23 protein-coding genes are annotated in these 21943 nt (G+C 70.6%); 12 read left to right on the top strand and 11 right to left on the bottom strand.

Translation table 11 applies throughout. The features are described from left to right. The first annotated feature begins 12 nt into the window (after positions 1–12). From ACFOM8_RS17445 to ACFOM8_RS17455, 3 genes are all read left to right on the top strand, one after another. Positions 13–672, top strand: coding sequence for a response regulator transcription factor (locus tag ACFOM8_RS17445; protein ID WP_377763397.1), 660 nt, complete (start codon positions 13–15; stop codon positions 670–672). Beyond that, positions 669–2012 carry a sensor histidine kinase gene (locus ACFOM8_RS17450; RefSeq protein ID WP_377763399.1) on the top strand — a complete coding sequence of 448 codons (1344 nt, stop codon included), beginning with the start codon at positions 669–671 and terminating at the stop codon, positions 2010–2012. Before ACFOM8_RS17445 ends, ACFOM8_RS17450 begins: the two co-directional genes overlap by 4 nt. A 107-nt stretch (positions 2013–2119) precedes the next feature. After that, positions 2120–2458: a hypothetical protein gene (locus ACFOM8_RS17455; protein WP_377763400.1), complete on the top strand. Its 339-nt coding sequence runs from the start codon at positions 2120–2122 to the stop codon at positions 2456–2458. Positions 2459–3130: 672 nt separating this feature from the next. On the opposite strand, the gene ACFOM8_RS17460 is transcribed toward ACFOM8_RS17455, so the two are convergent. The 11 genes from ACFOM8_RS17460 to ACFOM8_RS17510 all read right to left on the bottom strand — a co-directional run bounded on the left by ACFOM8_RS17460 (position 3131) and on the right by ACFOM8_RS17510 (position 12867). Beyond that, positions 3131–3322: a hypothetical protein gene (locus ACFOM8_RS17460; protein WP_377763402.1), complete on the bottom strand. Its 192-nt coding sequence runs from the start codon at positions 3320–3322 to the stop codon at positions 3131–3133. 180 nt (positions 3323–3502) lie between these two features. Further along, a complete protein-coding gene (locus ACFOM8_RS17465; protein WP_377763403.1) occupies positions 3503–4036 on the bottom strand; it encodes a hypothetical protein in 534 nt (177 codons plus the stop codon). 83 nt (positions 4037–4119) lie between these two features. Then, positions 4120–4524: a hypothetical protein gene (locus tag ACFOM8_RS17470; protein WP_377763404.1), complete on the bottom strand. Its 405-nt coding sequence runs from the start codon at positions 4522–4524 to the stop codon at positions 4120–4122. A gap of 475 nt (positions 4525–4999) precedes the next feature. After that, on the bottom strand, positions 5000–6373 hold the full coding sequence (locus ACFOM8_RS17475) for a Coenzyme F420 hydrogenase/dehydrogenase, beta subunit C-terminal domain (RefSeq protein ID WP_377763405.1): 1374 nt from the start codon (positions 6371–6373) through the stop codon (positions 5000–5002). Next, positions 6370–7425 carry a polysaccharide pyruvyl transferase family protein gene (locus ACFOM8_RS17480; RefSeq protein ID WP_377763407.1) on the bottom strand — a complete coding sequence of 352 codons (1056 nt, stop codon included), beginning with the start codon at positions 7423–7425 and terminating at the stop codon, positions 6370–6372. The genes ACFOM8_RS17475 and ACFOM8_RS17480 overlap by 4 nt, the downstream gene beginning before the upstream one ends. 1 nt (position 7426) lies before the next feature. After that, complete coding sequence (locus ACFOM8_RS17485) at positions 7427–8410, bottom strand: Gfo/Idh/MocA family protein (RefSeq protein ID WP_377763409.1); 984 nt, start codon at positions 8408–8410, stop codon at positions 7427–7429. Further along, positions 8407–9372, bottom strand: coding sequence for an MDR/zinc-dependent alcohol dehydrogenase-like family protein (locus ACFOM8_RS17490; protein ID WP_377763410.1), 966 nt, complete (start codon positions 9370–9372; stop codon positions 8407–8409). The genes ACFOM8_RS17485 and ACFOM8_RS17490 overlap by 4 nt, the downstream gene beginning before the upstream one ends. 58 nt (positions 9373–9430) lie before the next feature. After that, positions 9431–10555: an inositol-3-phosphate synthase gene (locus ACFOM8_RS17495; RefSeq protein ID WP_377763411.1), complete on the bottom strand. Its 1125-nt coding sequence runs from the start codon at positions 10553–10555 to the stop codon at positions 9431–9433. Positions 10556–10565: 10 nt separating this feature from the next. Next, a complete protein-coding gene (locus ACFOM8_RS17500; RefSeq protein WP_377763413.1) occupies positions 10566–11498 on the bottom strand; it encodes a glycosyl hydrolase in 933 nt (310 codons plus the stop codon). Then, a complete protein-coding gene (locus ACFOM8_RS17505) occupies positions 11495–12262 on the bottom strand; it encodes a TIGR04290 family methyltransferase (RefSeq protein WP_377763414.1) in 768 nt (255 codons plus the stop codon). The genes ACFOM8_RS17500 and ACFOM8_RS17505 overlap by 4 nt, the downstream gene beginning before the upstream one ends. Before the next feature lie 11 nt (positions 12263–12273). Beyond that, the gene (locus tag ACFOM8_RS17510; protein ID WP_377763415.1) at positions 12274–12867 is read right to left on the bottom strand and encodes a histidine phosphatase family protein; all 594 of its coding nucleotides are present in this window, start codon (positions 12865–12867) and stop codon (positions 12274–12276) included. 134 nt (positions 12868–13001) lie between these two features. On the opposite strand from ACFOM8_RS17510, the gene ACFOM8_RS17515 reads away from it, so the two are divergent. From ACFOM8_RS17515 to ACFOM8_RS17555, 9 genes are read left to right on the top strand one after another with little or no spacing between them, the layout of a single operon-like run. Next, positions 13002–14117 (top strand): NAD-dependent epimerase/dehydratase family protein, encoded by a 1116-nt coding sequence (locus ACFOM8_RS17515; protein WP_377763417.1) that lies wholly within the window; start codon positions 13002–13004, stop codon positions 14115–14117. Next, positions 14114–15202: an SDR family NAD(P)-dependent oxidoreductase gene (locus ACFOM8_RS17520; protein ID WP_377763418.1), complete on the top strand. Its 1089-nt coding sequence runs from the start codon at positions 14114–14116 to the stop codon at positions 15200–15202. Before ACFOM8_RS17515 ends, ACFOM8_RS17520 begins: the two co-directional genes overlap by 4 nt. Further along, positions 15199–16260: a glycosyltransferase family 4 protein gene (locus ACFOM8_RS17525; RefSeq protein ID WP_377763420.1), complete on the top strand. Its 1062-nt coding sequence runs from the start codon at positions 15199–15201 to the stop codon at positions 16258–16260. The genes ACFOM8_RS17520 and ACFOM8_RS17525 overlap by 4 nt, the downstream gene beginning before the upstream one ends. Further along, a complete protein-coding gene (locus ACFOM8_RS17530; protein ID WP_377763421.1) occupies positions 16257–17366 on the top strand; it encodes a CgeB family protein in 1110 nt (369 codons plus the stop codon). Before ACFOM8_RS17525 ends, ACFOM8_RS17530 begins: the two co-directional genes overlap by 4 nt. Then, a complete protein-coding gene (locus ACFOM8_RS17535; protein WP_377763422.1) occupies positions 17363–18445 on the top strand; it encodes a CgeB family protein in 1083 nt (360 codons plus the stop codon). The genes ACFOM8_RS17530 and ACFOM8_RS17535 overlap by 4 nt, the downstream gene beginning before the upstream one ends. Then, positions 18442–19527 (top strand): CgeB family protein, encoded by a 1086-nt coding sequence (locus ACFOM8_RS17540; protein ID WP_377763423.1) that lies wholly within the window; start codon positions 18442–18444, stop codon positions 19525–19527. Before ACFOM8_RS17535 ends, ACFOM8_RS17540 begins: the two co-directional genes overlap by 4 nt. A gap of 4 nt (positions 19528–19531) precedes the next feature. Beyond that, positions 19532–20569 (top strand): UDP-glucuronic acid decarboxylase family protein, encoded by a 1038-nt coding sequence (locus ACFOM8_RS17545; RefSeq protein ID WP_377763425.1) that lies wholly within the window; start codon positions 19532–19534, stop codon positions 20567–20569. 5 nt (positions 20570–20574) lie between these two features. After that, a complete protein-coding gene (locus ACFOM8_RS17550) occupies positions 20575–21450 on the top strand; it encodes a hypothetical protein (protein WP_377763427.1) in 876 nt (291 codons plus the stop codon). 3 nt (positions 21451–21453) lie between these two features. Continuing rightward, on the top strand, positions 21454–21876 hold the full coding sequence (locus ACFOM8_RS17555; RefSeq protein ID WP_377763428.1) for a DUF6165 family protein: 423 nt from the start codon (positions 21454–21456) through the stop codon (positions 21874–21876). Positions 21877–21943 lie beyond the last annotated feature (67 nt).

A 21943-nucleotide genomic window follows, 5' to 3' on the forward strand; every position in this document is an offset into this window, starting at 1 on the left:
AAGCACCCGCCGATGCGCATCCTGATCGTCGAGGACGACCCCCGCATCGCCGCCGACCTGGCCCAGACCCTGGATACGGTGGGCTTCCGCAGCGATCTTGCCGCCGACGGCGAAACCGCCTGGTTCAAGGGCGGGACCGAGGATTACGGGGCCATCGTGCTGGATCTGGGCCTGCCCCGGATGGACGGGCTGGCGGTGCTGAAACGCTGGCGGGCCGAGGGCGTGACCACCCCCGTCCTGATCCTCAGCGCGCGCGGCACCTGGATCGAGCGGGTCGAGGGCATCGACGCGGGCGCCGACGACTACCTGCCCAAGCCCTTTCGGACCGAGGAGCTGGTGGCCCGCGTCCGCGCGCTGGTGCGCCGCGCCGCGGGCCGTGCCGCGCCGGTCGAGGTTGCGGGCGCGCTGGCACTGGACCTGACGCGCCGGACCGCCACGCTGAACGGCCGTCCCGTCGCGCTGACCCCCCTGGAGTTCCGCTGCCTGGCCTATCTGGCGCTGAACCGCGACCGCCCGGTGCCCCCGCACGAGTTGCTGGAGCATCTGCACGGCGACGACGACTCGCGCGAGCAGAACGCGCTCGAGGCGCTGGTGGCGCGGCTGCGCCGCAAGCTGGGTCCGGGCGTGATCGAAACGCGGCGCGGCTTCGGCTATCTTCTGGCGGGCGCGTGAAGGCGCGGCGCGGGTCGATCCGGCTGCGGCTGCTGGTGACGGGGGCTTGCAGCGTGGCGCTGGCCCTTCTGCTGGCGGCAGGCGGCCTTGCCCTGCTGTTCGACCGGCATGTGGAACGCGTGGCGGCCAGCGAGCTGTCCGACCGGCTGGAACACCTGGCCTCGGCCGTCGAGATCGGCGCCGGGGGGGCGCTTGCCATGCCTTCGCCGCCGCGCGACCCGCTGTATCGGCGGCCCTTTTCCGGCCATTACTGGCAGATCGAGGCGCCCGCCGACCGGCTGCGGTCCCGTTCGCTGTGGGATCACGTCCTGGCCCTGCCCGCCGACACCGGCGAAGTCTGGCAGGGCGAGTTGAAAGGCCCGCTGGATCAGCCGCTGCTGGCCCTGGTCCGGCGGATCGGCGTCGCCACGCCCGGGGGCGATTTGCCGCTGCGCATCGCCGTCACCATGGACCGGGCCGACCTGGACAAGGCCCGGGCCGATTTCCTGCGCGATCTGGCCCCCTATCTGGCGCTTCTGGGCCTGGCGCTCGTGGCGACCCTGGCCGTGGCGGTCAGCGTGGCCCTGCGTCCCTTGGCCGCCATCCGGCACCGCGTGGCCGCCCTGGGCCAGAACCGCGCGCGCCGGATCGGCGCCGGGGTGCCGGCCGAGGTGCTGCCCCTGGCGCGGCAGATCGACGCTCTTCTGGAAAACCAGGAAGCCGAGGTCGAACGGGCGCGGCTGCGCGCGGGCGATCTGGCGCATGGGCTGAAGACGCCGCTTCAGGCCCTGATGGGGGAAGCGGCGCGGCTGCGGTCGCGCGGCTCGGCGGAGGCGGCGGCGGGCATCGAGGAGATCGCCCGCACGATGCACGCCCATGTGGACCGCGAACTGGCCCGGGCGCGGCTGGCCGGGGACGCGAACCGCGCCTATTGCGACGCCCTTGATGTCGCCCGCTCGGTGGCCGCCGTCCTGCGCCGCACGCCCGGGGGCGAGGCGCTGGACATCGCGGTCGAGGGGGCGGCGGGAACCCGGGTCCGCCTGGACCGGCCCGATCTGGCCGAGGCCCTGGGCGCCCTGGCCGAAAACGCCGTCCGCCATGCCCGCGCGCGCGTCCGCATCACCTGCGCCCCGGCGGGGGGGCGGGCGGTGATCCGGGTGCAAGACGACGGGCCGGGCGCCGCGCCGGGGCTGCTGGACCTGCTGCCGGGACGCGGGCTGCGCCTTGACGAACGCGACGGCGGGACCGGCCTTGGCCTGGCCATCGCCGCCGACATCGCCAGCGCGGTGGGCGGCACGCTGCGCCTGCGCAACCTCGACCCAGGGTTCGAGGCCGAACTGACCCTGCCTTGCCTGCCCTGACGGGATCGTCCCCCGCAGGGCGCGGGATGAGACGCAAGCCGCGCGGGCGCATGATCAAGCGGGATTCCGCGCCGCGCCCGGGGGCTGCAACAGATCGGGGCAAGACGATGCCGCTTCCACGCCTGGATCCCGCTTCCGCGCAGGTGGATGTCCAGCGCACGTCCTTCGGCGCCGACGCCGCGGCGCGCTTCGTGCGCGGCACCTGGGACGAGGCGACCAGCAACGGCGGCGCGCCCTTCGACGCCGTGGTCGTGGGCGCGGGAATGTGCAGGGCCTATTGCGCGGCCAAGATCGTCCGGCTGCATCCGGGCAAGCGGGTTCTGGTGCTGGATGCGGGCGACTTCCTGGTGACCGAGGATGTCCAGAACCTTGCCGACGTCGGCTCTGCCATTCCCGCGCCCATTCCCCGGGCCACCAACGGGGGCATGGCGCGCGAACTGGTCTGAGGGCTGCCCTGACAGGGCGACGCCGATTTCCCGCGCCTGGTCTATTGCCTGGGGGCAAGTCGCCGTTCTGGATCGGCTGGTGCCCGCGCCTGATCCCAAGCGACCACTGCGCCGGGGTGCCGAATGCCGCGGGCAGCTGGATCAACCTCAGCCCCTTCGAGACGGACGAGTTGGGCGTGCCGCGCGCCTATGTCCAGATCAAGCCCGGCTCGGCGGATCTTGGCGCCTGGCAGGCCACGGACCGGGCGGCGCTGGATCTGGCCCAGGCCATCGCGGGCAGCCCCGGCACCATCGAATACCTGTATGACGGCGGTTGGAACGCGGCCCTTTTCCGCTGGACCGGCCCTTCCCGGCCTGCGCCGGGGCTTCGGCGGCGCCTATCGCGAGGCGGGCACGCTGTGGATGGGCGAGGATCCGGCGTCCTCCGTGCCCGATCCCCTGGGCCGCTTTCCCCGCCTCGGCAGATGCTTCGCCTGCGACCAGTCCCTGATCCCGACGGTCGGATCGGTCAACCCGGTGCTGACGGACCGACATTGGCGCGGGGGATCGCCGAAAGGAGGTTTTCCTGGGCGCAGGGCGCTGCCATCCCCGGCCCCGAAAGACCTGTCCGTTCAGGTCGCGATGTCGGGGCGCGGCACAGGCGATGGCCATCGCCGGATCAAGGCAGCGCCATCACGCGTCCGACTTGACGATCTCGACCGAAACGCCCTCCAGCTGCGGGCTGGTGTTGTTCTTCAAGGTGTATTCGTAAGCCTCGTCATAGCTTGCAAAGACCATCGGTTCGGCGTGGGCGTCAAAGCCCTGGCCGTCACTGGTCAGCCGGAAATGCGGGTTGTCGCGCAGGCAAAGGCAATATTCGTCCATGGTCTCATCCTTGAAGGGGCCGCATCCGGCCGACTGTTGCCGAAAGATCTGGGCCGGAACAGCGCAGTTGTCCACAATTTCTGTGGATCGTTTCGGGGATGGATCGGGGAAAGGAAACCAGCCGGCCGGCAAGCACTCGCAAGCAACACACATAACGGCGCCGCCCGGCTGGTGGTTCTTTTATGTCTGCTCTTTACGCGCAGGGAAAGTTGTCTTTTCGGGCAGGCCGATTGGGTCCAGGCGCAGGGTCAGGCGGTCGTCCAGCGGGATCAGGCGCGCGATCTCGGGCACAATGGCGGCGGCGGCATGGCGGCCCAGGCCGAAGGTGAGACTGCCCGACAGGTCGCGCCCGGAATCGAAGCGGCCGGGATCGGGAAAGCCCTCGGGGTCGAACACGCCGCATGGGTGACGGCCGGCACGGTCGTGCCCGGCGGGATCGCCGCGCAGTTCCACAAGGGCGTTGCAGACCGCGTACGAGGTCGTTTCTGCCGCGCCGATCAGCAGCCCGCCGATGTTGAACAGCGCGTGGCGCAGCCCGAAGGCCAGCCCGCCGTCCAACGCCAGCCGCACCACCCGGATGGCGGGATCGCGGGCGTCGCTGCCCAGCCGGATCGCTGCGGCCCGCCGCGCGACCGGCCGCGCCGGGCAAAAGGCCATCCACGTGTTCGCGCGATCCCGCCGCGCGACGATGGCGGCCTGGCCGATACCGGGCACGACAGGGGCGAAGGGCTGGTTCCAGAAGGCGTTCTGCTTGTATCAGCAGGACCAGTCGATCGGCTTGTCCGGGTCCGATCCGGTCAGGCCGAGCCACTCTTGCACCAGCTCCACCGGAACCCGCGCGTCACAAGGCGCACCAGATCCAGCCCGCCCGGCGCGCCCTCCAGCGCATCGCAGGCGCGCGGGTCGATCCAGCCGCCCTGTCCTCCTGGGCCATGAAAAAGCCACCCTGCCTGGGCCGATACCAGGTCCACGCCGATGATCCGATGGCGGCGCAGCACGGTCATGCAATCGGCGAACCGCGTGACAAGCGTCACCTCGCCCAGGTTCCAGGCCGGCCTTTCGGCCCGCAGTTCCGCCAGAAAGGGCAGGGGTTCGGCAAAGATCAGGCGGCACGCCTCGGGTCGGCCAGGGGGGTGGCCGCAAATCCTTGGCCGGCAGTTCCATCTCGGCCAGGTTCCGGGTGCGGACCGAGCCGTCGTCATGGACCAACGGCGCCGCCGCGAAAGATCGGGGCGTCACGACGATCTTGCCGACGATGCCCAGCACCTCGCCGGAGTTGCGGCCAAGCGGGCCGTATCCCAAGCCGTCTCCGGACAGGGGCAGGGGGGGGGGTGCACCAGTCGGCCCGGGTCCGGCGGCCCTGGCTCCGATGGGCATGGGTGACGTTCAGCATCATGCCTTTCGGCGGCGTTGTTTCCGATCCGCTTGCCGCCGGGGCAATCCCGGCCAGGTCATGGGCCAGACCGATCCCGGCCCGAACCCGCATCATCCCTTTGCCGCCGGGCGTCGTTCGGAATGGCGATCCCTTCAAGGTCCTGGATGTCGCCGTTCTGTGGCTGGAGGCTCTCGAGCCGGGAACCGGGCGATCCGGACGGCTATACCCGGACGGCGACCCCGGCCGTTCCCGGCGGTGCCCGACGCACGCCCGAGCGTGGCCGGCGGGGCGGCGATGCGGTTCTAGGACCGGAGGCGCTGCGCCATCCGCCCGATCCGGTCGAACAGCGGGGCAAGGGGGCCGCGGTGATAGGTCAGCCCCTCGTAGACCGCATAGGCCCCGCGCGCCCAGCCGAGATAGATCCGGGGACGCCCGGTCAGCGCCGCCAGCCGCGCCATCCGGTGCGAGCCGCGGCTGATCGCGGCCCGGGTGCGATAAACGAGCTTGCGCCGCCAGCCGATCCCCGTCGCCCGGGGCGCCACGCGCTTGACCGGGCGGATGCCGCGTTTCGCCCAGGTCAGGCGATAGGCCAGCCCTTCGCGCCGCTGGCGGAAGCCCGCAGCCTGGGTGTCGGCCACGAAATCGGCATCGACCTGTCGCAGATCCAGCCGGCCCTGGGCCACGCCCTCGTCGATCAGGCGCTGGATCAGCGGGGCGCGGACCACCACGACGTTTGTTCCTCGTCCGTCCGACGAATAGGGTTCGACCCAGGCGTCGCCGAAGCTGACATCGGCGGTTTCCGCCACCACGTCGTCGCAAAAGTTGCAGGCGCTGTTTTGGAAATAGCCCGCGCCCCAATCGCCGTCGGCCAGGTGGAACCAGTCCTTCTGCACCGTGCCGCCGTTGTCCAGCGTCAGATGGGCGGTATACCAGTTCGCCGGGCGGCCCGCGTCCTTCAGCCGGTATTCCACGGCGCGCACGCGGTCGTGGTCCGCCCCCAACTGCCAGGCGAAACTTTCCACAAAGCGCGCGCTTTTCATGTGGCCGCAGAACAGGCCCAGCAGATGCGTGATCCGCTCGGCCAGAACGGCGTCCTGCGCGCGGGCCCCGTGCACGGCCTTGATGAAGCAGGGGATGCCCACCACGGCGTAACGCCCCGGCGTGGCGCGGACCTGATCCAGCACTTCGGCCAGGTGAACCGGGTGATAGCGCGACCGCGCGCCCGCCAAGAGTTCGTCCTGCGAGCGGCTGATGCGATAGCCGAAGAAGGGCTGGCCCGGCGCGCCGGGATGGACGTGCAACACGCCGTCGATCTCTCCGCGCCGCATCAGCTCGGCGGCGACCCAGCTGACCATGCCGCCGGAACTGCCGCGTTCGCGGAAAGGCGGCTCGGCCGCCGCGCCGACATGGCAGGACATGTGGCGGCCAAGGCGCGCGTCCCGGCGCGGCGCGTCGGGAAAGCGGGCGGCGGCGATGGCGTCCTCGTTGGCCGCTTCGGGCGAAAAGGGGCAAAGCGCGGAAAAGGCTTCGCTGCGCCGCCGCGTGGCGGGCCCCGAGGGCTTGAGCTGCCCATAGCCGTCCCATGCCATCGCGGCATCCGCGCCGGACGCGCAGGCCCCGCAGCCGATGCACAGGCCGGACCGCACGATCTCGGCGGGGCTGAGCGCGCGCGTCATGCCCGCCCCGCCAGCGCCGCGTCCAGCCAGGCGGCCGACTGCGCGCGCAGATCCGCGATCCGCGCAAGGACGCTGTCCGGGATGGGTTCGGCCAGCAGCGCGCCCACCTCGCCGGGGTCGCGGTCCTCGAAGGTCAGGCGGCGTTCCGCGCCCAGCAGCGCGGTTAGGTCGCGGACCTTGGTCCAACGGTAATCGGACGGCGCGCAGGCCAGCGGCTTGCCGTTCAGCAGCGCAAAGCAGCAGCCGTGGAAATAGGTGGTGGCAACCGCCGACGCCCCCGCCATCAGCGCCGCGAATTCCTGCGGCCCGGCTTCCAGGCGCTGCTCGTCCGCCCAATCGTTGCGATAGCCGACGCTGATCGTCCGCAAGCCCCGGTCGCGCGCGGCCTGTCGCACGCGTCCGGCGAACCATTCGGGGATGTGGTGGCCGTAGACGAGGACATAAGGGGCCTCGTCCGCCGGTTCCGCATGCGGCGGGTTCAGCAGCACCGGATCCAGCACCATGGCGGGCGCGCGTCCCGTGGCCGCCGCCACGATCCCCCGGCTGTTGTCGTCGCGGACCGAGATGGCGTCCAAGTCGCGCAGCCGGGCCGACCATTGGGGTTCCACAAAGGGCGCGGCATAGTTGCCGAAGCTGGCCGCATAGGTCACGGCGCGGGGCGCGGCCAGCCCCTCGCCCCAGAAGATCGGCTTGCCGCCGTACCAGGGGTGCGAAAGGTTCAGCACCTCGTCGCTGCCGATCACGGCCAAATCGACCGGCGGCATGGCGGCGGGATCGTCCAGGTCGAAGGGCGCGGACAAGGGCAGGGCGTCAAAGGCGGCGATGAACTTGCGCAGCTTGCGCCCGTATCGCGCCACGTCCGCCCGCGAGGACCGATCCGGCGTCAAGGGCTGAAAGGCATAGCGCCATTCGCGCGAGGTCACGTCGCGGGACTGGTGGTCCAGCAGCACGGCGTGGTGGCCGCGCGCGGCGATCGCCTGAACCAGGCAGCGGGCTTGCCAATAGCTGCCATAGTTGATGCAGCGGTGAAAGGTCAGAACTCCGACGCGCATCCTATCGCCCGTAGATCCGGTCGATGACCCGCGCGACCGTCACCAGATGCCGCGCGTCGGGGTCGAAGCGCGCGCCCCCGGCCAGCCGCGTCAGCCAGTCCGCCGCCGCGCGCCCGCCCCAGTCGTCGGGCGGCTCGGCCAAAGGTTCGGCGCGGATGTGGTGGTGGCGTTCGGCCCGCAGGTCGTAAAAGGAACCGTTCACGTTGCGCAGGGACGCGCCGCCTTCGGTGCCGAAGAACTCGGCCGCGATCACGGCCTCGCGGCCCGCCTGCAAGCCCCAGGAACAGGCCAGCCGCACCACCGTGCCGCCCGCCAGGTCCAGCGTGGCCGTGGCGTAATCCTCGACCTGCCGCGCCGGATCGGCCAACGGCGCGCCCTTGGCGTAAAGGCGGCTTTCGACGCCCGTCACGGCGGGCCAGCCCAGCGACCACAAGGCAAGGTCGATCAGGTGGACGCCCAGATCCACCACGCAACCGCCGCCCGAAAGCCGCGGGTCGTAGAACCACGGCTTGTCCGGGCCCCAGGCGTTGTGAAAGGTCACGTCCACGCCGAAGACATGGCCCAGGCTTTCCGTGTCCAGCAGCGGGCGGATCGCGGCCATTCCGGCCGTGTGGCGATAGGACAGGTCCACGCCCAGCAGGCAGTCGGCCTGGGCCGCCGCGGCGACCACCTCCGCCACCTCCGGCCCGGTGCGGCCCAGGGGTTTCTGGCAGAACACCGCCTTGCCGGCCTTCAGCGCGGCGATGGACTGTTCGGCATGCGCGGCGCTTGGCGTGGCGATCACCACCGCGTCGATGTCGCAGGCCAGCAGCGCCTCCAGCCCGGCCACCCGCCGCGCGCCGGGGGCCAGCGTCAGCGCCTCGGCGGCGCTGGCGTCGTCCGGCTCGGCCAGGGCCACGATCTCTGCCAGGCCGGTCGCGGCCAGCGCCGCCATGCGGTGCCGCCCGATCCAGCCGGCGCCCAGAAATCCGAGGCGCGGGGTCACGGTGCCACCCAGGCCTTGACAAAGGCGCCGGGCTTGTCGCGGGTCGCGGCCAGGGCCTCGCCTAGCCGGTCCAGCGGATAGGTGCCGGTCAGCAGCGGCCCCAGGTCCAGCCGCCCGGTTGCCAGCGCCTCCACCGCCGCCCGCAGGCCCGCCACGCGGACGCCGGCGTCGCGTTCATGGGCGCTGGCGATGTCGATGCCCTTCCAGTTCCACATCTGCATGTTCACCTGCCGCGGCCCGTCCTGATGATAGCCCGCGATCACCAGACGCCCGCCCTCGGCCACCAGTTCCCCGGCCAGATCCAGCGGCCATTGCTTGCCCACGCATTCGATCGCCCGATGGGCCATGCGGCCGCCGGTCAGGCGGCGCACGTCCTCGATGATGCGCCAATGGTCGTCCATGGGGATGGTTTCCGCCGCCCCCATCCGGCGGGCGAGATCCAGCGTCTCGGCCCGGCGCGACACGGCGATCACCCTTGCCCCGGCGTCGGCCGCCAGACGCGTCAGGATCGCGCCCAGGAAACCGATGCCGACGATCGCGACGGTTTGGCCCGCGCGGATGTCGGATCGGTCGAAGATGTTCATGGCGCAGGCCACGGGTTCGCCCGGAACCGGCATCCCGTCCAGGGCGGCGGGCAGCGGCACCACCATCGCGGCGGGCGCCACGTCGTATTCGGCATAGGACCGTTCGGTCAGCGCCGTCACGCGCTGGCCCACCACCAGGCCCTGGACCCCATGGCCCAGGACGGCGATGCGGCCCCAGGCCTCGTGCCCCATGCCGCCGGGCGCGCCGGGCCATGCGGACCAGGGCTGGCCTTCCCAGGGTTCGACATTGGAGGCGCAGACGCCGCAGCCTTCCAGCCGGATCAGCACCTCGCCCGGGGCGGGCGCGGGCACGGGCACTTCGGCCATGGAAAACCGCTGCGGTCCCTCAAGAACCGCCGCACGCATGGTCTGGGTCATCTGCGCTTGTCCGTCGATGGTCTGGAAAAGATGGCGTTCCCGGTCATCCCGGCAACGGTCACGGCAGCGGGACCGCGACGGCCCGGGCGTCCGCGATAAAGGCCTCGACGGCCTCGTGGGCCTCGTCGTCCGTCATCTGCTCGGGCGGGTGCTTGCAGAAATAGGCGGCGGGGGCGATCACCGGACCGGCAAGCCCGCGGTCGCGGGCAATGGCGGCGCAGCGGATCATGTCGATGGCGACGCCCGCGGAATTGGGGCTGTCCTCGACCGACAGGCGCAGCTCCAGGTTCATGGGCACGCCGCCGAACAGCTCTCCCTCCATGCGCAGAAAGCAGACCTTGTTGTCGTTCTGCCAGGCGACGTAATCGGAAGGGCCGATATGGATGTTGTCGTCCGTCATGCGTTCCGCGGCAACCGACTGCACGGCCTCGGTCTTGGAGATCTTCTTGCTTTCCAGCCGCTTGCGGTTGGCCATGTTCAGGAAGTCGGTGTTGCCGCCGGTGTTGAGCTGATAGGTCCGGCACAGCTTGACGCCGCGCTTGTGGAACAGGTCGGTCAGCACCCGGTGGACGATGGTCGCGCCAAGCTGGGCCTTGATGTCGTCGCCGATGATCGGCACGCCCGCCCTTTGGAACCGTTCGGCCCAGGCCGGATCCGAGGCGATGAAGACCGGGATGTTGTTCACAAATGCCACGCCCGCCTCCAGCGCGCATTCGGCATAGAATTCGGTCGCCTTCTGGCTGCCCACGGGCAGATAGTTCATCAGCACGTCCACACCCGCGTCGCGCAGCGCGGCCACGACATCCTCGCGCGTGGGTTCGGGTTCGTCGGCGGGCACGAAGGTGCGGGCCTCGGGGTGGTCGGCCATGTGCTCGGCCACGCCGTCCAGGATGCGGCCCATGCGGACCACGGCGCCCGTGTCGGGAACCTCGGGCGCGAACACGGCGGTGCAGTTCGGCAGGGCGAAGATCGCCTGCGCCACGTCGCGGCCCACCTTGCGGGCGTCGATGTCCCAGGCGGCGACCACCCGGATGTCGTCGGGGCGATAGCCCGCAAGGCTGTGGTGCATCAGCCCCGTGGCATCGTTGCGCCCAGTGTAATGCGTCAGTCCCTGCACCAGGGAACTGGCGCAGTTGCCGACGCCGATGATGGCGATGTTGATCGGCATGTGGGCGTCTTTCATGTCATGGCCTTCACGTCAGGGCCGGCTGAAACGCCGGCGGCGTGCCTTCAACCCGGCGGGGCGCATATCGTTCAATCATCGCGGCGCAGAAATCGGCGATTTGCTGCGGATCGTGCGGCGGGCTGGTGTGATGCGCGCCGGGGCCGAGATGTTCGGGCGTGAAGCAGAAGGTGACGGTGGTGTCGAAATCGGCCAGCGCCTCCATCTGCCGGTCGAACCAGCCAAGCGCGTCTGGCCGGAAGCTGTCGGCCCAGGACAGGCCCGTGCGCAGGTGACGCACGCCAAGCCGCTTCATCCAGGCCACCGCGTCGTCCAGGCGCGGATCCTGGTAATGGAACCATTGCATCAGCCCCATGTCGGCTGCGTGGGGGGCATAGGCCTCGAGCCCCGGCTTGGGCGTGCCGTCGGCGCGGATCAGGCCCATGTAGAAGTGGCGGTAATAGGAGCTGCCCTCGGCCTCGCGGTGCCGGGTCGTGGCGCCCCATTCCTGCGGCAGGTCGAACAGCGAATACCAGAAGATGCGCGGCACGCGGCCGACCAGCAGCTTGGCGGTCGTCTCGACGCCGAAGACCTGGACTTCTTCCGCGCCGAAGGATCCGACGCCGACCTCGGTCACCCAGACGGGCTTGTCCGTCACGGCCTCGATCTCGGCCACCTTGGCGGGCCATTCGTGGATCTGCCACAGGTTCCAGTCCAGCGGAAAGCCGTGAACGGCCACCACGTCCACATGATCCAGCGCGCCGTGACCCCCCATCCGCTGAAGCCACAGGGGGTCGATGGGCGACATGCCGCCCAGCACCCGCGTGACCGCGGGGTTCGCCGCCTGGATCGCCTGGCCCGCCAGCGTGACGCATCGGGCAAAGCGCGACCAGTCCGGGTCCAGTTCGGGATCCCAATGGGACTTGTTGTTCGGCTCGTTCCAGATCATCGCGGCCTCGATCATCGCGCGGCGTCTCCTTGGCTGGGATAGACCGCGTGCGGTCCGTATTTGGCGAAAGGCACCTCGGCGGTGCGGCACAGATAAACCTCGTCGGCGGGGCCGGACTCCACCGCGAAGCCCGAGGCGCGCAGCATCGCCTCGACCCCCGCGCGGTTCGGAACCCACCAGTTCGTCCAGTCATGGGCCCATTCATGCTCGACAAAGGCCATGCGGGGCCAGTCGGGCCGCTGGAAATGGGCGTCCTCGGAAAAGTCGTAGTCAGGGGCCTGGACGGCCACGCTGTCGGGACCGCGCGTGAGCGTCTGGAACAGCATCAGATCGTCCGCCACGTGTTCGCGGATCAGATCCAGCGCCAGCAGCGGATGGCGCAGGTGGTAGAGAACGCCCATGAAGATCACCAGATCGAAGCGTTCGCCCAGGGCGCCCACGTCATAAACGCCGGTCTGGCGGAACTCGACCCCGCTCATGTCCAGAACCTCGGCGGCAAAGCGGGCCTGCGCCAGATAGCGGGCGTCGGTGTCGATCCCCAGGACGCGGGCGGCCCCCCTCCGGCGCATCTCGAAGCTGTAGAAGCCCGCGTTGCAGCCGATGTCCAGCACGGACTTGCCGGTCAGGTCTTCGGGCACCAGATGCGCAAAGCGGGCGAACTTGTCGGCGGGATAATCCCCAAGGAAATGCCCGGGCGCCGTCGCAACGCCGCAAAGGTCGAGGTTCTGGAACCATGGGCCAAGCCCTTCGGCCTTTTGGGCGATCTGCGCTGCGTTCATCGTCCGTTCCGTTATTCCCTGCCATTCATGGTTAGGACATGCATCCTGCCTTGTCCATGCGCCATGACCCAACTGATGGATGCGGGCGCGATCTCGAACCGCAGGATGTTGTCGAGGGACAGGCCCAGGGCATGGGCCAGCACCCCCCGGATCACGTCGCAATGGCTGACGCAAAGGACCGGACCGCCCCCCTGCGCGGCCAGACGGTCCAGATGCGCCGCGGCCCGCGCCGCGGCGGCCTCCATCGTTTCGCCCCCCGGGGTGGGGGCGGCGCCGCGCGCGGCGTTCCAGTGCCGCCACGCGGGATCGCCGTCCAGGTCGGCGAAGCGGGAACCGGACCAGGCGCCGAAGTCGATCTCGTCCAGGGCCTCGGCCACAACCGGGGCCGGTCCCAGGATCTGGCCCAGGATGGCCGCCGTTTCCGCCGTGCGGCGGCGGGGGCTGGCGGCGATGGCTTCGACCCCCCGCCCGGCCAGGCGCCTCGCCAGGGCCGCGGTTTCCTCCCGCCCGGCCTCGTTCAGCGCGATGTCGCGCGTCCGCCCGCTCAGCCAGGTGCCCAGATCGTCATGCGCGCCGTGGCGGACCAGACCGATCAGCACGCCCATGCGCCATTCCGGACTGGCTGCGGCCGTGTCAAGCAGCAAAGATGATGAAGAAGATGGAACAAAACCTGCATGGGCGCTTTTACATCACAACACTGATACCGTTGCAATTTCTCAAACAGAGAACGGGGGACATCTTGGAAAAGGTTCTGATCACCGGAGGCGCGGGCTTTATCGGCCGCTTTGTCACCGACGAACTGCTGCGGCGCGGACATGGGGTCCGCGTGCTGGACGCGCTGATCCCGCAGGTCCATGGCGAGGGCGCGGGCCGCCCCGACGCGCTGAACGGGGAAGCCGAGTTCATCCACGGCGACGTGCGCGACGCCGATGCCGTGGCCCGCGCGTTGAAGGGCGTGGACAGCGTGATCCATCTGGCCGCCGAGGTCGGCGTGGGCCAGTCCATGTACGAGGTGGAACGCTATACCTCGACCAACGACGTGGGCACCGCCGTTCTGTTCGAGAAACTGATCGACAACCCCGTGCGCCGGGTCGTCACCGCGTCGTCGATGTCCATCTATGGCGAGGGGCTGTATCGCGACGCCGACGGCCAGACGGTCGAGAACGCCGAGCGCGTGGGCATCCGCGACGGTCTGAAGCAATGGGATCCGGTCGATGCCCAGGGCCGCCCGCTGACCCCGGTCGCCACGCCGGAATGGAAGCGCCCGAACCTCGCCTCGATCTATGCGCTGAACAAGTTCGTGCAGGAACGCACCACCCATATCATGACCGCGCCCTACGGGATCGAAGGCGTGTGCCTGCGCCTGTTCAACGTCTTCGGCCCCGGCCAGGCGCTGTCGAATCCCTATACGGGCGTTCTGGCGATCTTCGCCTCGCGCTATCTGAACGGCCAGGCGCCGATGATCTTCGAGGACGGAGAGCAGCGCCGCGATTTCGTTCACGTCTCGGACGTGGCCCGCGCCTTCGCCGAGGCGCTGTCGCTGCCGCAGGCGGCGGGCGGCACCTTCAACATCGGCTCGGGCCACGACCGGTCCGTGACCGAGGTGGCGCAGGAACTGGGCCGCGCCATGGGCCGCAACGCGCTGGAGCCGCAGATCGTCGGCAAGGCCCGCATCGGCGACATCCGCCACTGCTTCTGCGACACGGCGCTGGCCGCCGAGACGCTGGGCTTCACCGCGCGGACCGATTTCCGAGAAGGGCTGGCGGAACTGGCCGAATGGGTCGCCAGCCAGACCGCCGTGGACCGCGTGGAACAGGCGCGGGCGGAACTGGACAAGCGCGGGCTGGTGGCATGACGGGGCGCACCTCACCCGCCGGCGACCCGCGCCCGGTGCTGGTCACGGGCGGCGCGGGTTTTATCGGCTCGAACCTGGCCGACCGGCTGGCGGGGGACGGCCACCGGGTCATCGTTTATGACGCCCTGAGCCGCCCCGGCGTGGAACGCAACCTCGCCTGGCTGCAAGCCCGCCATGGCGAGCGGATCGAACACGTCCATGCCGACATCCGCGACAGCGCCCGCATGGCGCAGGCCGCGCGGCAGGCGAAGGCGGTCTTTCACCTGGCGGCCCAGGTCGCCGTGACCACCAGCATGGTCGAGCCGGTCGAGGACATGACCGTCAACCTCATCGGCACGATGAACCTGCTGGAGGCGCTGCGCGCCAAGAACGACGGCACGCCGCTGGTCTTCGCGTCCACCAACAAGGTTTACGGCGACCTGGCCGACCTGGACTTCGCCCTGGAGGCCGAGGCTTACCGCCCCACCGACGCGCAGGTCCGCGCCCACGGCATCGGCGAAACCCGTCCGCTGGATTTCCACACCCCTTACGGCTGTTCCAAGGGCGCGGCGGACCAGTATGTGCTGGACTACGCCCGCAGCTTCGGCGTGCCCACCTGCGTCCTGCGGATGTCCTGCATCTACGGCCAGCGCCAGATGGGAACCGAGGATCAGGGTTGGGTGGCCCATTTCCTGATCCGCGCGCTGAAGGGCCAGGGGATCACGCTTTACGGCGACGGCTGCCAGGTCCGCGACATCCTGGACGTGTCGAACGCGGTCGAGGCCTATCTGGCCGCCTGGGCGCGAATCGACGAGGTGTCGGGCCGGGTGTTCAACCTGGGCGGGGGGCCGCGCAACGCGGTCAGCCTGCGGCAGCTTCTGGACTTCGTGGGCCGGATCCTCGACCGTCCGGTGGAGATCGCCTATTCCGACTGGCGCGCGGGCGACCAGCGGTATTTCGTGGCCGACACGCGCGCGGCCGAGCAGGCGCTGGATCTCTCGCCCAAGGTGGACTGGCAGAGCGGCGTGACCCGGCTGGCGCAATGGCTGGCGGCCGAGGGCGGGATCAACCTGCCCATCGGCCAACCCCTGGCGAAATCCGCATGACGCGGGTGCTGATGACCGCCGACGCGGTGGGCGGCGTCTGGCAGTATGCGCTGGACCTTGCCGCCGCGCTGGATGCCGAGGTGGTGCTGGCCGTGCTTGGCCCCGCGCCCGACCCCGATCAGCGCGCGGCGGCTGCTGCGGCGGGCGTGACGCTGGTGGAAACCGGCCTGCCGCTGGATTGGCTTTGCGACGGCCCCGCGCCGGTGCTGGCGGCGTCCGAGGCGGTGGCAGGGCTGGCGCGCGAAACGGGCGCGGATCTGGTGCATCTGAACGCGCCCGCGCTGGCGGTGGCGCGCTTCGGCCGGCCGGTCGTGGCGGTGAACCACGGCTGCCTGGGAACCTGGTGGGACGCGGCGCGCGGCGGGGCGGTGGATCCCGGGCTGGCCTGGCTGCCCGATCTGGTGGGCCAGGGCCTGCGCGCGGCGGATCGGACGGTGGCGCCGACCCGCGCCTATGCCGAGGCGACGGCCCGCCGCTATGGCCTGGCCGTCCCGCCCCTGGCGGTCCACAACGGCCGCAAGCCGATGCTTCTGCCGGACGCGCGGCCGTTCCATGGCGCGCTGACGGTCGGGCGGCTGTGGGACGAAGCCAAGGACACCGCCACGCTGGACGCCGCCGCCGCCCGCCTGGACGCGCCCTTTGTCGCCATCGGCGCCACCCGCGCGCCCCACGGCGCGACCGTCGCGCCCGCGCATCTGCAAGCCACCGGCCCCCTGCCGGCCGAGATCATCGGACAGTGGCTGGCCCGCCGCCCCGTCTTTGTCAGCGCCGCCCGCTTCGAACCCTTCGGCCTGGCCGTGCTGGAGGCCGCGCAGGCGGGCTGCCCGCTGGTGCTGTCGGACATCCCCACCTTCCGCGAGCTGTGGGACGGCGCCGCCACCTTTGTCGCCCCCGGCGATGCGGCGGGCTTTGCCGAAGCCATCGGCGCCGCCCTGGCCGACCCCGCGCAAGGCGCGTCCGCCCGACGGCGCGCCGCTCTCTATACCCCCGCCGCGATGGCCGCCCGGATGGGCGCCATCTACCGCGACGCGCTTTCGATACGGACCCAAGCCGCATGAAGATCGTTTATTTCACCCACTCGCTGCAAAGCTGCTGGAACCACGGCAACGCCCATTTCCTGCGCGGCGTGCTGCGGGAACTGGCGGCCGGGGGCCACGCCGTCCGCGCCCTGGAACCGCAGGGCGCCTGGAGCCTGGAAAACCTGCTGCGCGACGCCGGCGAGGCTGGGTTGGAGCCGTTCCGCAGGAACTATCCCGACCTGTCGGTCGAAACCTATGATCCCGCCGCCGACCCGGCGGATCTGGCGGGCGACGCCGATCTGGTAATCGTGCACGAATGGAACGATCCCGCGCTGGCCGCGGCCCTGGGCCGGACGCGCAGGGGCGGCGGGCGCTTCCGGCTGCTGTTCCACGACACCCATCACCGCGCCGTCAGCGACCCCGACGCGATCCGCGCCTTCGACCTGTCAGGCTTCGACGGCGTGCTGGCCTTCGGCGAGACGCTGAGCGCGGTTTATCGCCGCTGGGGTTGGGGCGACCGGGTCTGGACCTGGCACGAGGCCGCCGACACCCGCCTTTTCCGCCCGCCCGTCGACGAAGCCGACCGCAACGGCCTTGTGTGGATCGGCAATTGGGGCGACGGCGAACGGACCGGGGAATTGGAAACCTTTCTGTTCCGCCCCGCCCGGGACGCGGGGCTGCCGCTCGACATCTACGGCGTGCGCTACCCGGCCGAGGCGCTGGCGGCGCTGGACCGCTATGGCGTGCGCTATCACGGCTGGGCGCCGAACGCCGCCGCGCCGGGCATCTTCGCCCGCCACATGGCGACCGTCCACGTGCCGCGCCGCTTCTACACCACGATGCTGCCGGGCATTCCCACCATCCGCGTCTTCGAGGCGCTGGCCTGCGGCATCCCGCTGGTCTCGGCCCCCTGGGAGGACAGCGAAAACCTGTTCCGTCCTGGCCGGGACTTCCTGTTCGCGCGCGACGGCGCGGAAATGACCGCCCGTCTGCGCGACCTGTCGAACGATTCCGCCCTTCGCGCCTCGCTGGTCGCGCACGGGCTGGAAACGGTCCGCGCCCGTCACACCTGCGCCCATCGCGCGCAGGAACTGCTGTCCATCGCCGCATCGCTCGGCCTCAATCAAGGAGCCTCCGCGGCATGAAGATCGCATTCTACGGATCCAGCCTGCTGTCGTCCTACTGGAACGGGGCCGCCACCTATTACCGGGGCATCCTGGGGGAACTGGCCAAGCGCGGCCACGACATCACCTTCTACGAACCCGACGCCTTCGACCGGCAGAAGCACCGCGACATCGACCCGCCCGACTGGTGCCGCTCGGTCGTCTATCCCGCCACCGCCGACGCCATGCGCGGCGTCCTGGCCGAGGCGGCTGACGCGGACATCGTGGTCAAGGCCAACGGCGTCGGCGTTTTCGACCGCGAGCTGCTGGAAGGCGTGGTGGCGCAGGCCAAGCCCGGCGCGCTGAAGATCTTCTGGGACGTGGACGCGGCGGCGACCCTGGACGAGATGCGCGCGGACCCCGGCCATCCCGTCCGGCAGGCGCTGCCGGGATTGGACATGGTGCTGACCTACGGCGGCGGGCCGCCGGTGGTGGACGCTTATCGCGGCTTCGGCGCGAAGCTGTGCGAGCCGGTCTACAACGCGCTGGACCCTTCGACCCATCACCCCGCGCCTGCCGATCCGAAGTTCGCGTCCGATCTGGCCTTTCTGGGCAACCGCCTGCCCGACCGCGAGGCGCGGGTCGAGGAGTTCTTCCTGAAGCCCGCGGCCATGCTGGCAGATCGCGGCTTCCTGATCGGCGGCAACGGCTGGGACAGCAAGCCCATGCCGGGCAATGTCCGCCACCTGGGCCATGTCTATACCCATGAACACAACGCCTTCAACTGCACGCCGCTGGCCGTCCTGAACGTCGCCCGCGACAGCATGGCCAACGTGGGCTTTTCCCCCGCCACCCGCGTCTTCGAAGCGGCTGGCGCGGCCGCCTGCCTGATCACCGACGCCTGGGAAGGGATCGAGCAATTCCTGACCCCCGACCGCGAGGTTCTGGTGGCCCGCGACGGCCAGGACGTGGCCGACCATCTGGCGGCACTGACGCCGGAACGGGCCAGGGACATCGGGCAGGCCGCGCTGGCGCGGGTCAAGGCCGAACACACCTATGCCCTGCGCGGCGCGCAGGTGGACGCGCTGCTGCGCGCGCAGGCCAAGGGGATGGCGGCATGAAGCTGGTCGTTCTGGGGCTGTCGCTGTCGTCGTCCTGGGGCAACGGCCACGCCACCACCTTCCGCGCGCTGCTGAAATCCTTCGCCCGGCGCGGGCATGACATCCTGTTCCTGGAACGCGACGTGTCCTGGTATGCCAGCCAGCGCGACCTGTCGGACCCCGGCTGGTGCCGGTTGGCGTTCTATGCCGATCTTGCGGCGCTGGACCACTGGCGGAACGAGATCGCGCAAGCGGATGCGGTGATCGTCGGCAGCTATGTCCCCGAAGGGGTGGAGGTTGCCCGCCGCGTCCAGTCCTGGGCGCGAGGCGTGACGGGTTTCTACGACATCGACACGCCGGTGACGCTGGCAAAGCTGGAGCGGGGCGATTTCGAATACCTGTCGCCCGCCGTGATCCCCGGCTTCGACCTGTATCTGTCCTTCACCGGCGGTCCGACGCTGCGCCATATCGAGAGCCATTACGGATCGCCCATGGCGCGGGCGCTGTATTGTTCCGTCGATCTGGACCTTTACGGCCCGCGCGATGTCCCGGCGCGGTGGGATCTGTCCTATCTGGGCACCTACAGCGACGACCGCCAGCCGACGCTGGAACGGCTGCTGCTGGAACCCGCCCGGAGCCGCCCCGACCTGCGCTTTGTCGTGGCCGGGCCGCAGTATCCGGCGGGCATCGACTGGCCCGCGAACGTGGAACGGATCGAGCATTGCCCGCCCGCCGACCACGCCGCCTTCTATTCCGCCAGCCGCTTCACCCTGAACGTGACGCGCGCCGACATGATCCGGGCGGGCTTCTCGCCCTCGGTCCGCCTGTTCGAGGCGGGGGCCTGCGCCACGCCCATCATCTCGGACAGGTGGGACGGGATCGAGACGCTGTTCCGGCCCGGCGAGGAGATCGTCCTGGCCGACAGCGCCGCCGAGGTGCTGGCCGCGCTGGACGGCGACGCCGCGCAGATCGGCCGGGCGGCCCGGGCGCGGATCGACGCCGCGCATTCGTCCGACCACCGCGCGGCCGAGCTGGAAGCCCATCTGGCCGAGGCGGCGACGCGCAAGGCCGCAACCCGATCAATCGCGACAGCTGAAGGATGACAGCATGAGGAATCAGACCGACCTGGATCGCCGCGCCGGCTCGACCGTCCGGCCGCTGGCGCTGAACGTCGTCGCGGGCGGCGCGGGCTTCATCGGATCGCATCTGTGCCGCGCGCTGCTGGACCGGGGGGAATCGGTCCTCTGCCTGGACAACCTGCAAACGGCGCGGCCCTCGAACCTGCGGGCGCTGGAAGGCCAGCCCCGCTTCCGCTTCCTGCGCCACGACATCAGCCATCCCCTGCCGCCCGAACTGCTGCGCCTGGCCCCGCGCATCACACGGGTCTGGAACCTCGCTTGCCCGGCCTCGCCGCCGCTTTACCAGCGCGACCCGGAACACACGATGCTGACCAACGTGCTGGGCACCAACCACCTGCTGCGGCTGGCGGAAACGGCCAAGGCGCGGTTCCTGCTGACCTCGACCAGCGAGGTGTACGGCGATCCCGAGATCCACCCCCAGGCCGAGGATTACCGCGGGCATGTCAGCTGCACCGGCCCCCGTGCCTGCTACGACGAAGGCAAGCGCGCCGCAGAAACGCTGGCCTTCGATTACGCCCGCGCGGGCCGGGCCGCCGTGCGCGTGGCGCGCATCTTCAACACCTATGGCCCCAACATGGACCCCAACGACGGGCGGGTGGTGTCGAACCTGATCTGCCAGGCGCTGCGCGGGGACGAGCTGACCGTTTATGGCGACGGCAGCCAGACCCGTTCCTTCTGCTATGTCTCGGACATGGTGGCGGGGCTGATGGCGCTGATGGAAGCCGACATCGAGGGAACCCAGCCGGTGAATCTGGGAAACCCCGCCGAGATGACGGTGAACGAACTGCTGGGCCACGTCGTCGCCCTGACCGGCACCCGCGCGCCCGTCGTGCACCGCCCGCTGCCGACGGACGATCCGCGCCGCCGCCGCCCCGACATCAGCCGCGCCCGCGCCCTGCTGGACTGGGCGCCGCAGGTTCCGCTGGCCCAGGGGCTGGAGGCGACCTGCGCCTGGTTCGCGGCGGAACTGGCCGCCGAACCCGCCGCCGCCGGAGCGGCCGGCTAGGCGCCATGACCGATCCCTGGACCGGCGCCATGCGGCGCGGCGACTTTCCCATGGCCTGGGCCATCGCGGAACAGGCGATGGCGGGGCGCGACCCGGCCACGCGCGACGATCCCCGGCTGCCCTATCACCTGCGTTGGGTATGGGACGGCCGGCCCTTGGCGGACCGGGACGTGCTGGTGCGTTGCTATCATGGGCTTGGCGACACGCTGATGTTCTCGCGCTTCCTGCCGCTGCTGGCGGACCGCGCGGCGTGCGTCACGGTCGAGATGCAGCCGCATCTTCTTCCGCTGTTCCGGCGCTTTCCCGGCATCCACCGGCTGGTTCCCTTTGATCCTGCCCATCCCCTGCCGCCGCACGACTGCGACATCGAGATCATGGAGCTGCCGCTAGCCCTGCGCGCCGCCCCCGGGGACGCGCCGATGCCCGCGCTGGACATCGCGCCCGCGCCCCTTCCGCCCGGCACGGTGGCGCTGTGCTGGGGCGCGGGCGACTGGGATGCGGACCGGTCCGTCCCCGAGGCGATGTTCGCCCCCTTCTGCCACGGCCCCGCGCTGTCGCTGATGCCGGGGCCGACCGCGCTGCCGGTGCTGAACCCCGAAGGCTGCCCGCTGGACATCCTGCGCACCGCCCGGCTTGCCGCGGGATCGGCGCTGGTCGTCACGGTGGACACCATGATCGCCCATCTGGCGGGGGTGCTGGGCCGTCCGGTCTGGCTGTTGGCCAAGCACGACCCCGACTGGCGCTGGCCGGTCGAGGGCACCCGGACGCCCTGGTATCCCGCCATGCGCGTCTGGCGCCAGCCCGCGCCCGGCGATTGGGCGGGCGTCATCGACCGGGCCGCCGCCGCGCTGCCCCGGTTGCAGCCTGCCGAAGGGGAGTGAGCCATGACCGGGAACTTCCGCGCCGCGCCCCTCGCCCCCGTGTCCTGGGGAGAGCTTCTGGACAAGATCACCATTCTGGAGATCAAGGCCGACCGGATCGCCGATCCCGCCGCCCGCGCCAATGTGGGGCGCGAGCTTGCGCTGCTGCGCGAGGTCGCCGGGCCCGTCCTGCCGCAACCCGGCCTTGCGCCGCTGATGGACGGCCTGCGCCGCGTGAACCTGGCGCTGTGGGACATCGAAGACGACATCCGCGCCTGCGAGGCCGCCGCCCGCTTCGACGCGCAATTCGTCGCCCTGGCCCGATCTGTTTATCTGACGAACGACGAACGGGCCGCGTTGAAGCGCCGGATCAACGCCCTGCTGCGCTCGGACCTGGTCGAAGAAAAGTGCCACGCCCCGGCAGGCCGCGCGGACCGGACCCGCTGAGCGCGCGCCCTGCGCTTGCCGGAAGCCGCCCGTTCACGGTTGCCGTTGGGTCACTTTGCGGTTAGGT

Origin of the sequence: Paracoccus angustae (genome assembly GCF_042648745.1) — a bacterium.
Taxonomy (GTDB): domain Bacteria; phylum Pseudomonadota; class Alphaproteobacteria; order Rhodobacterales; family Rhodobacteraceae; genus Paracoccus; species Paracoccus angustae.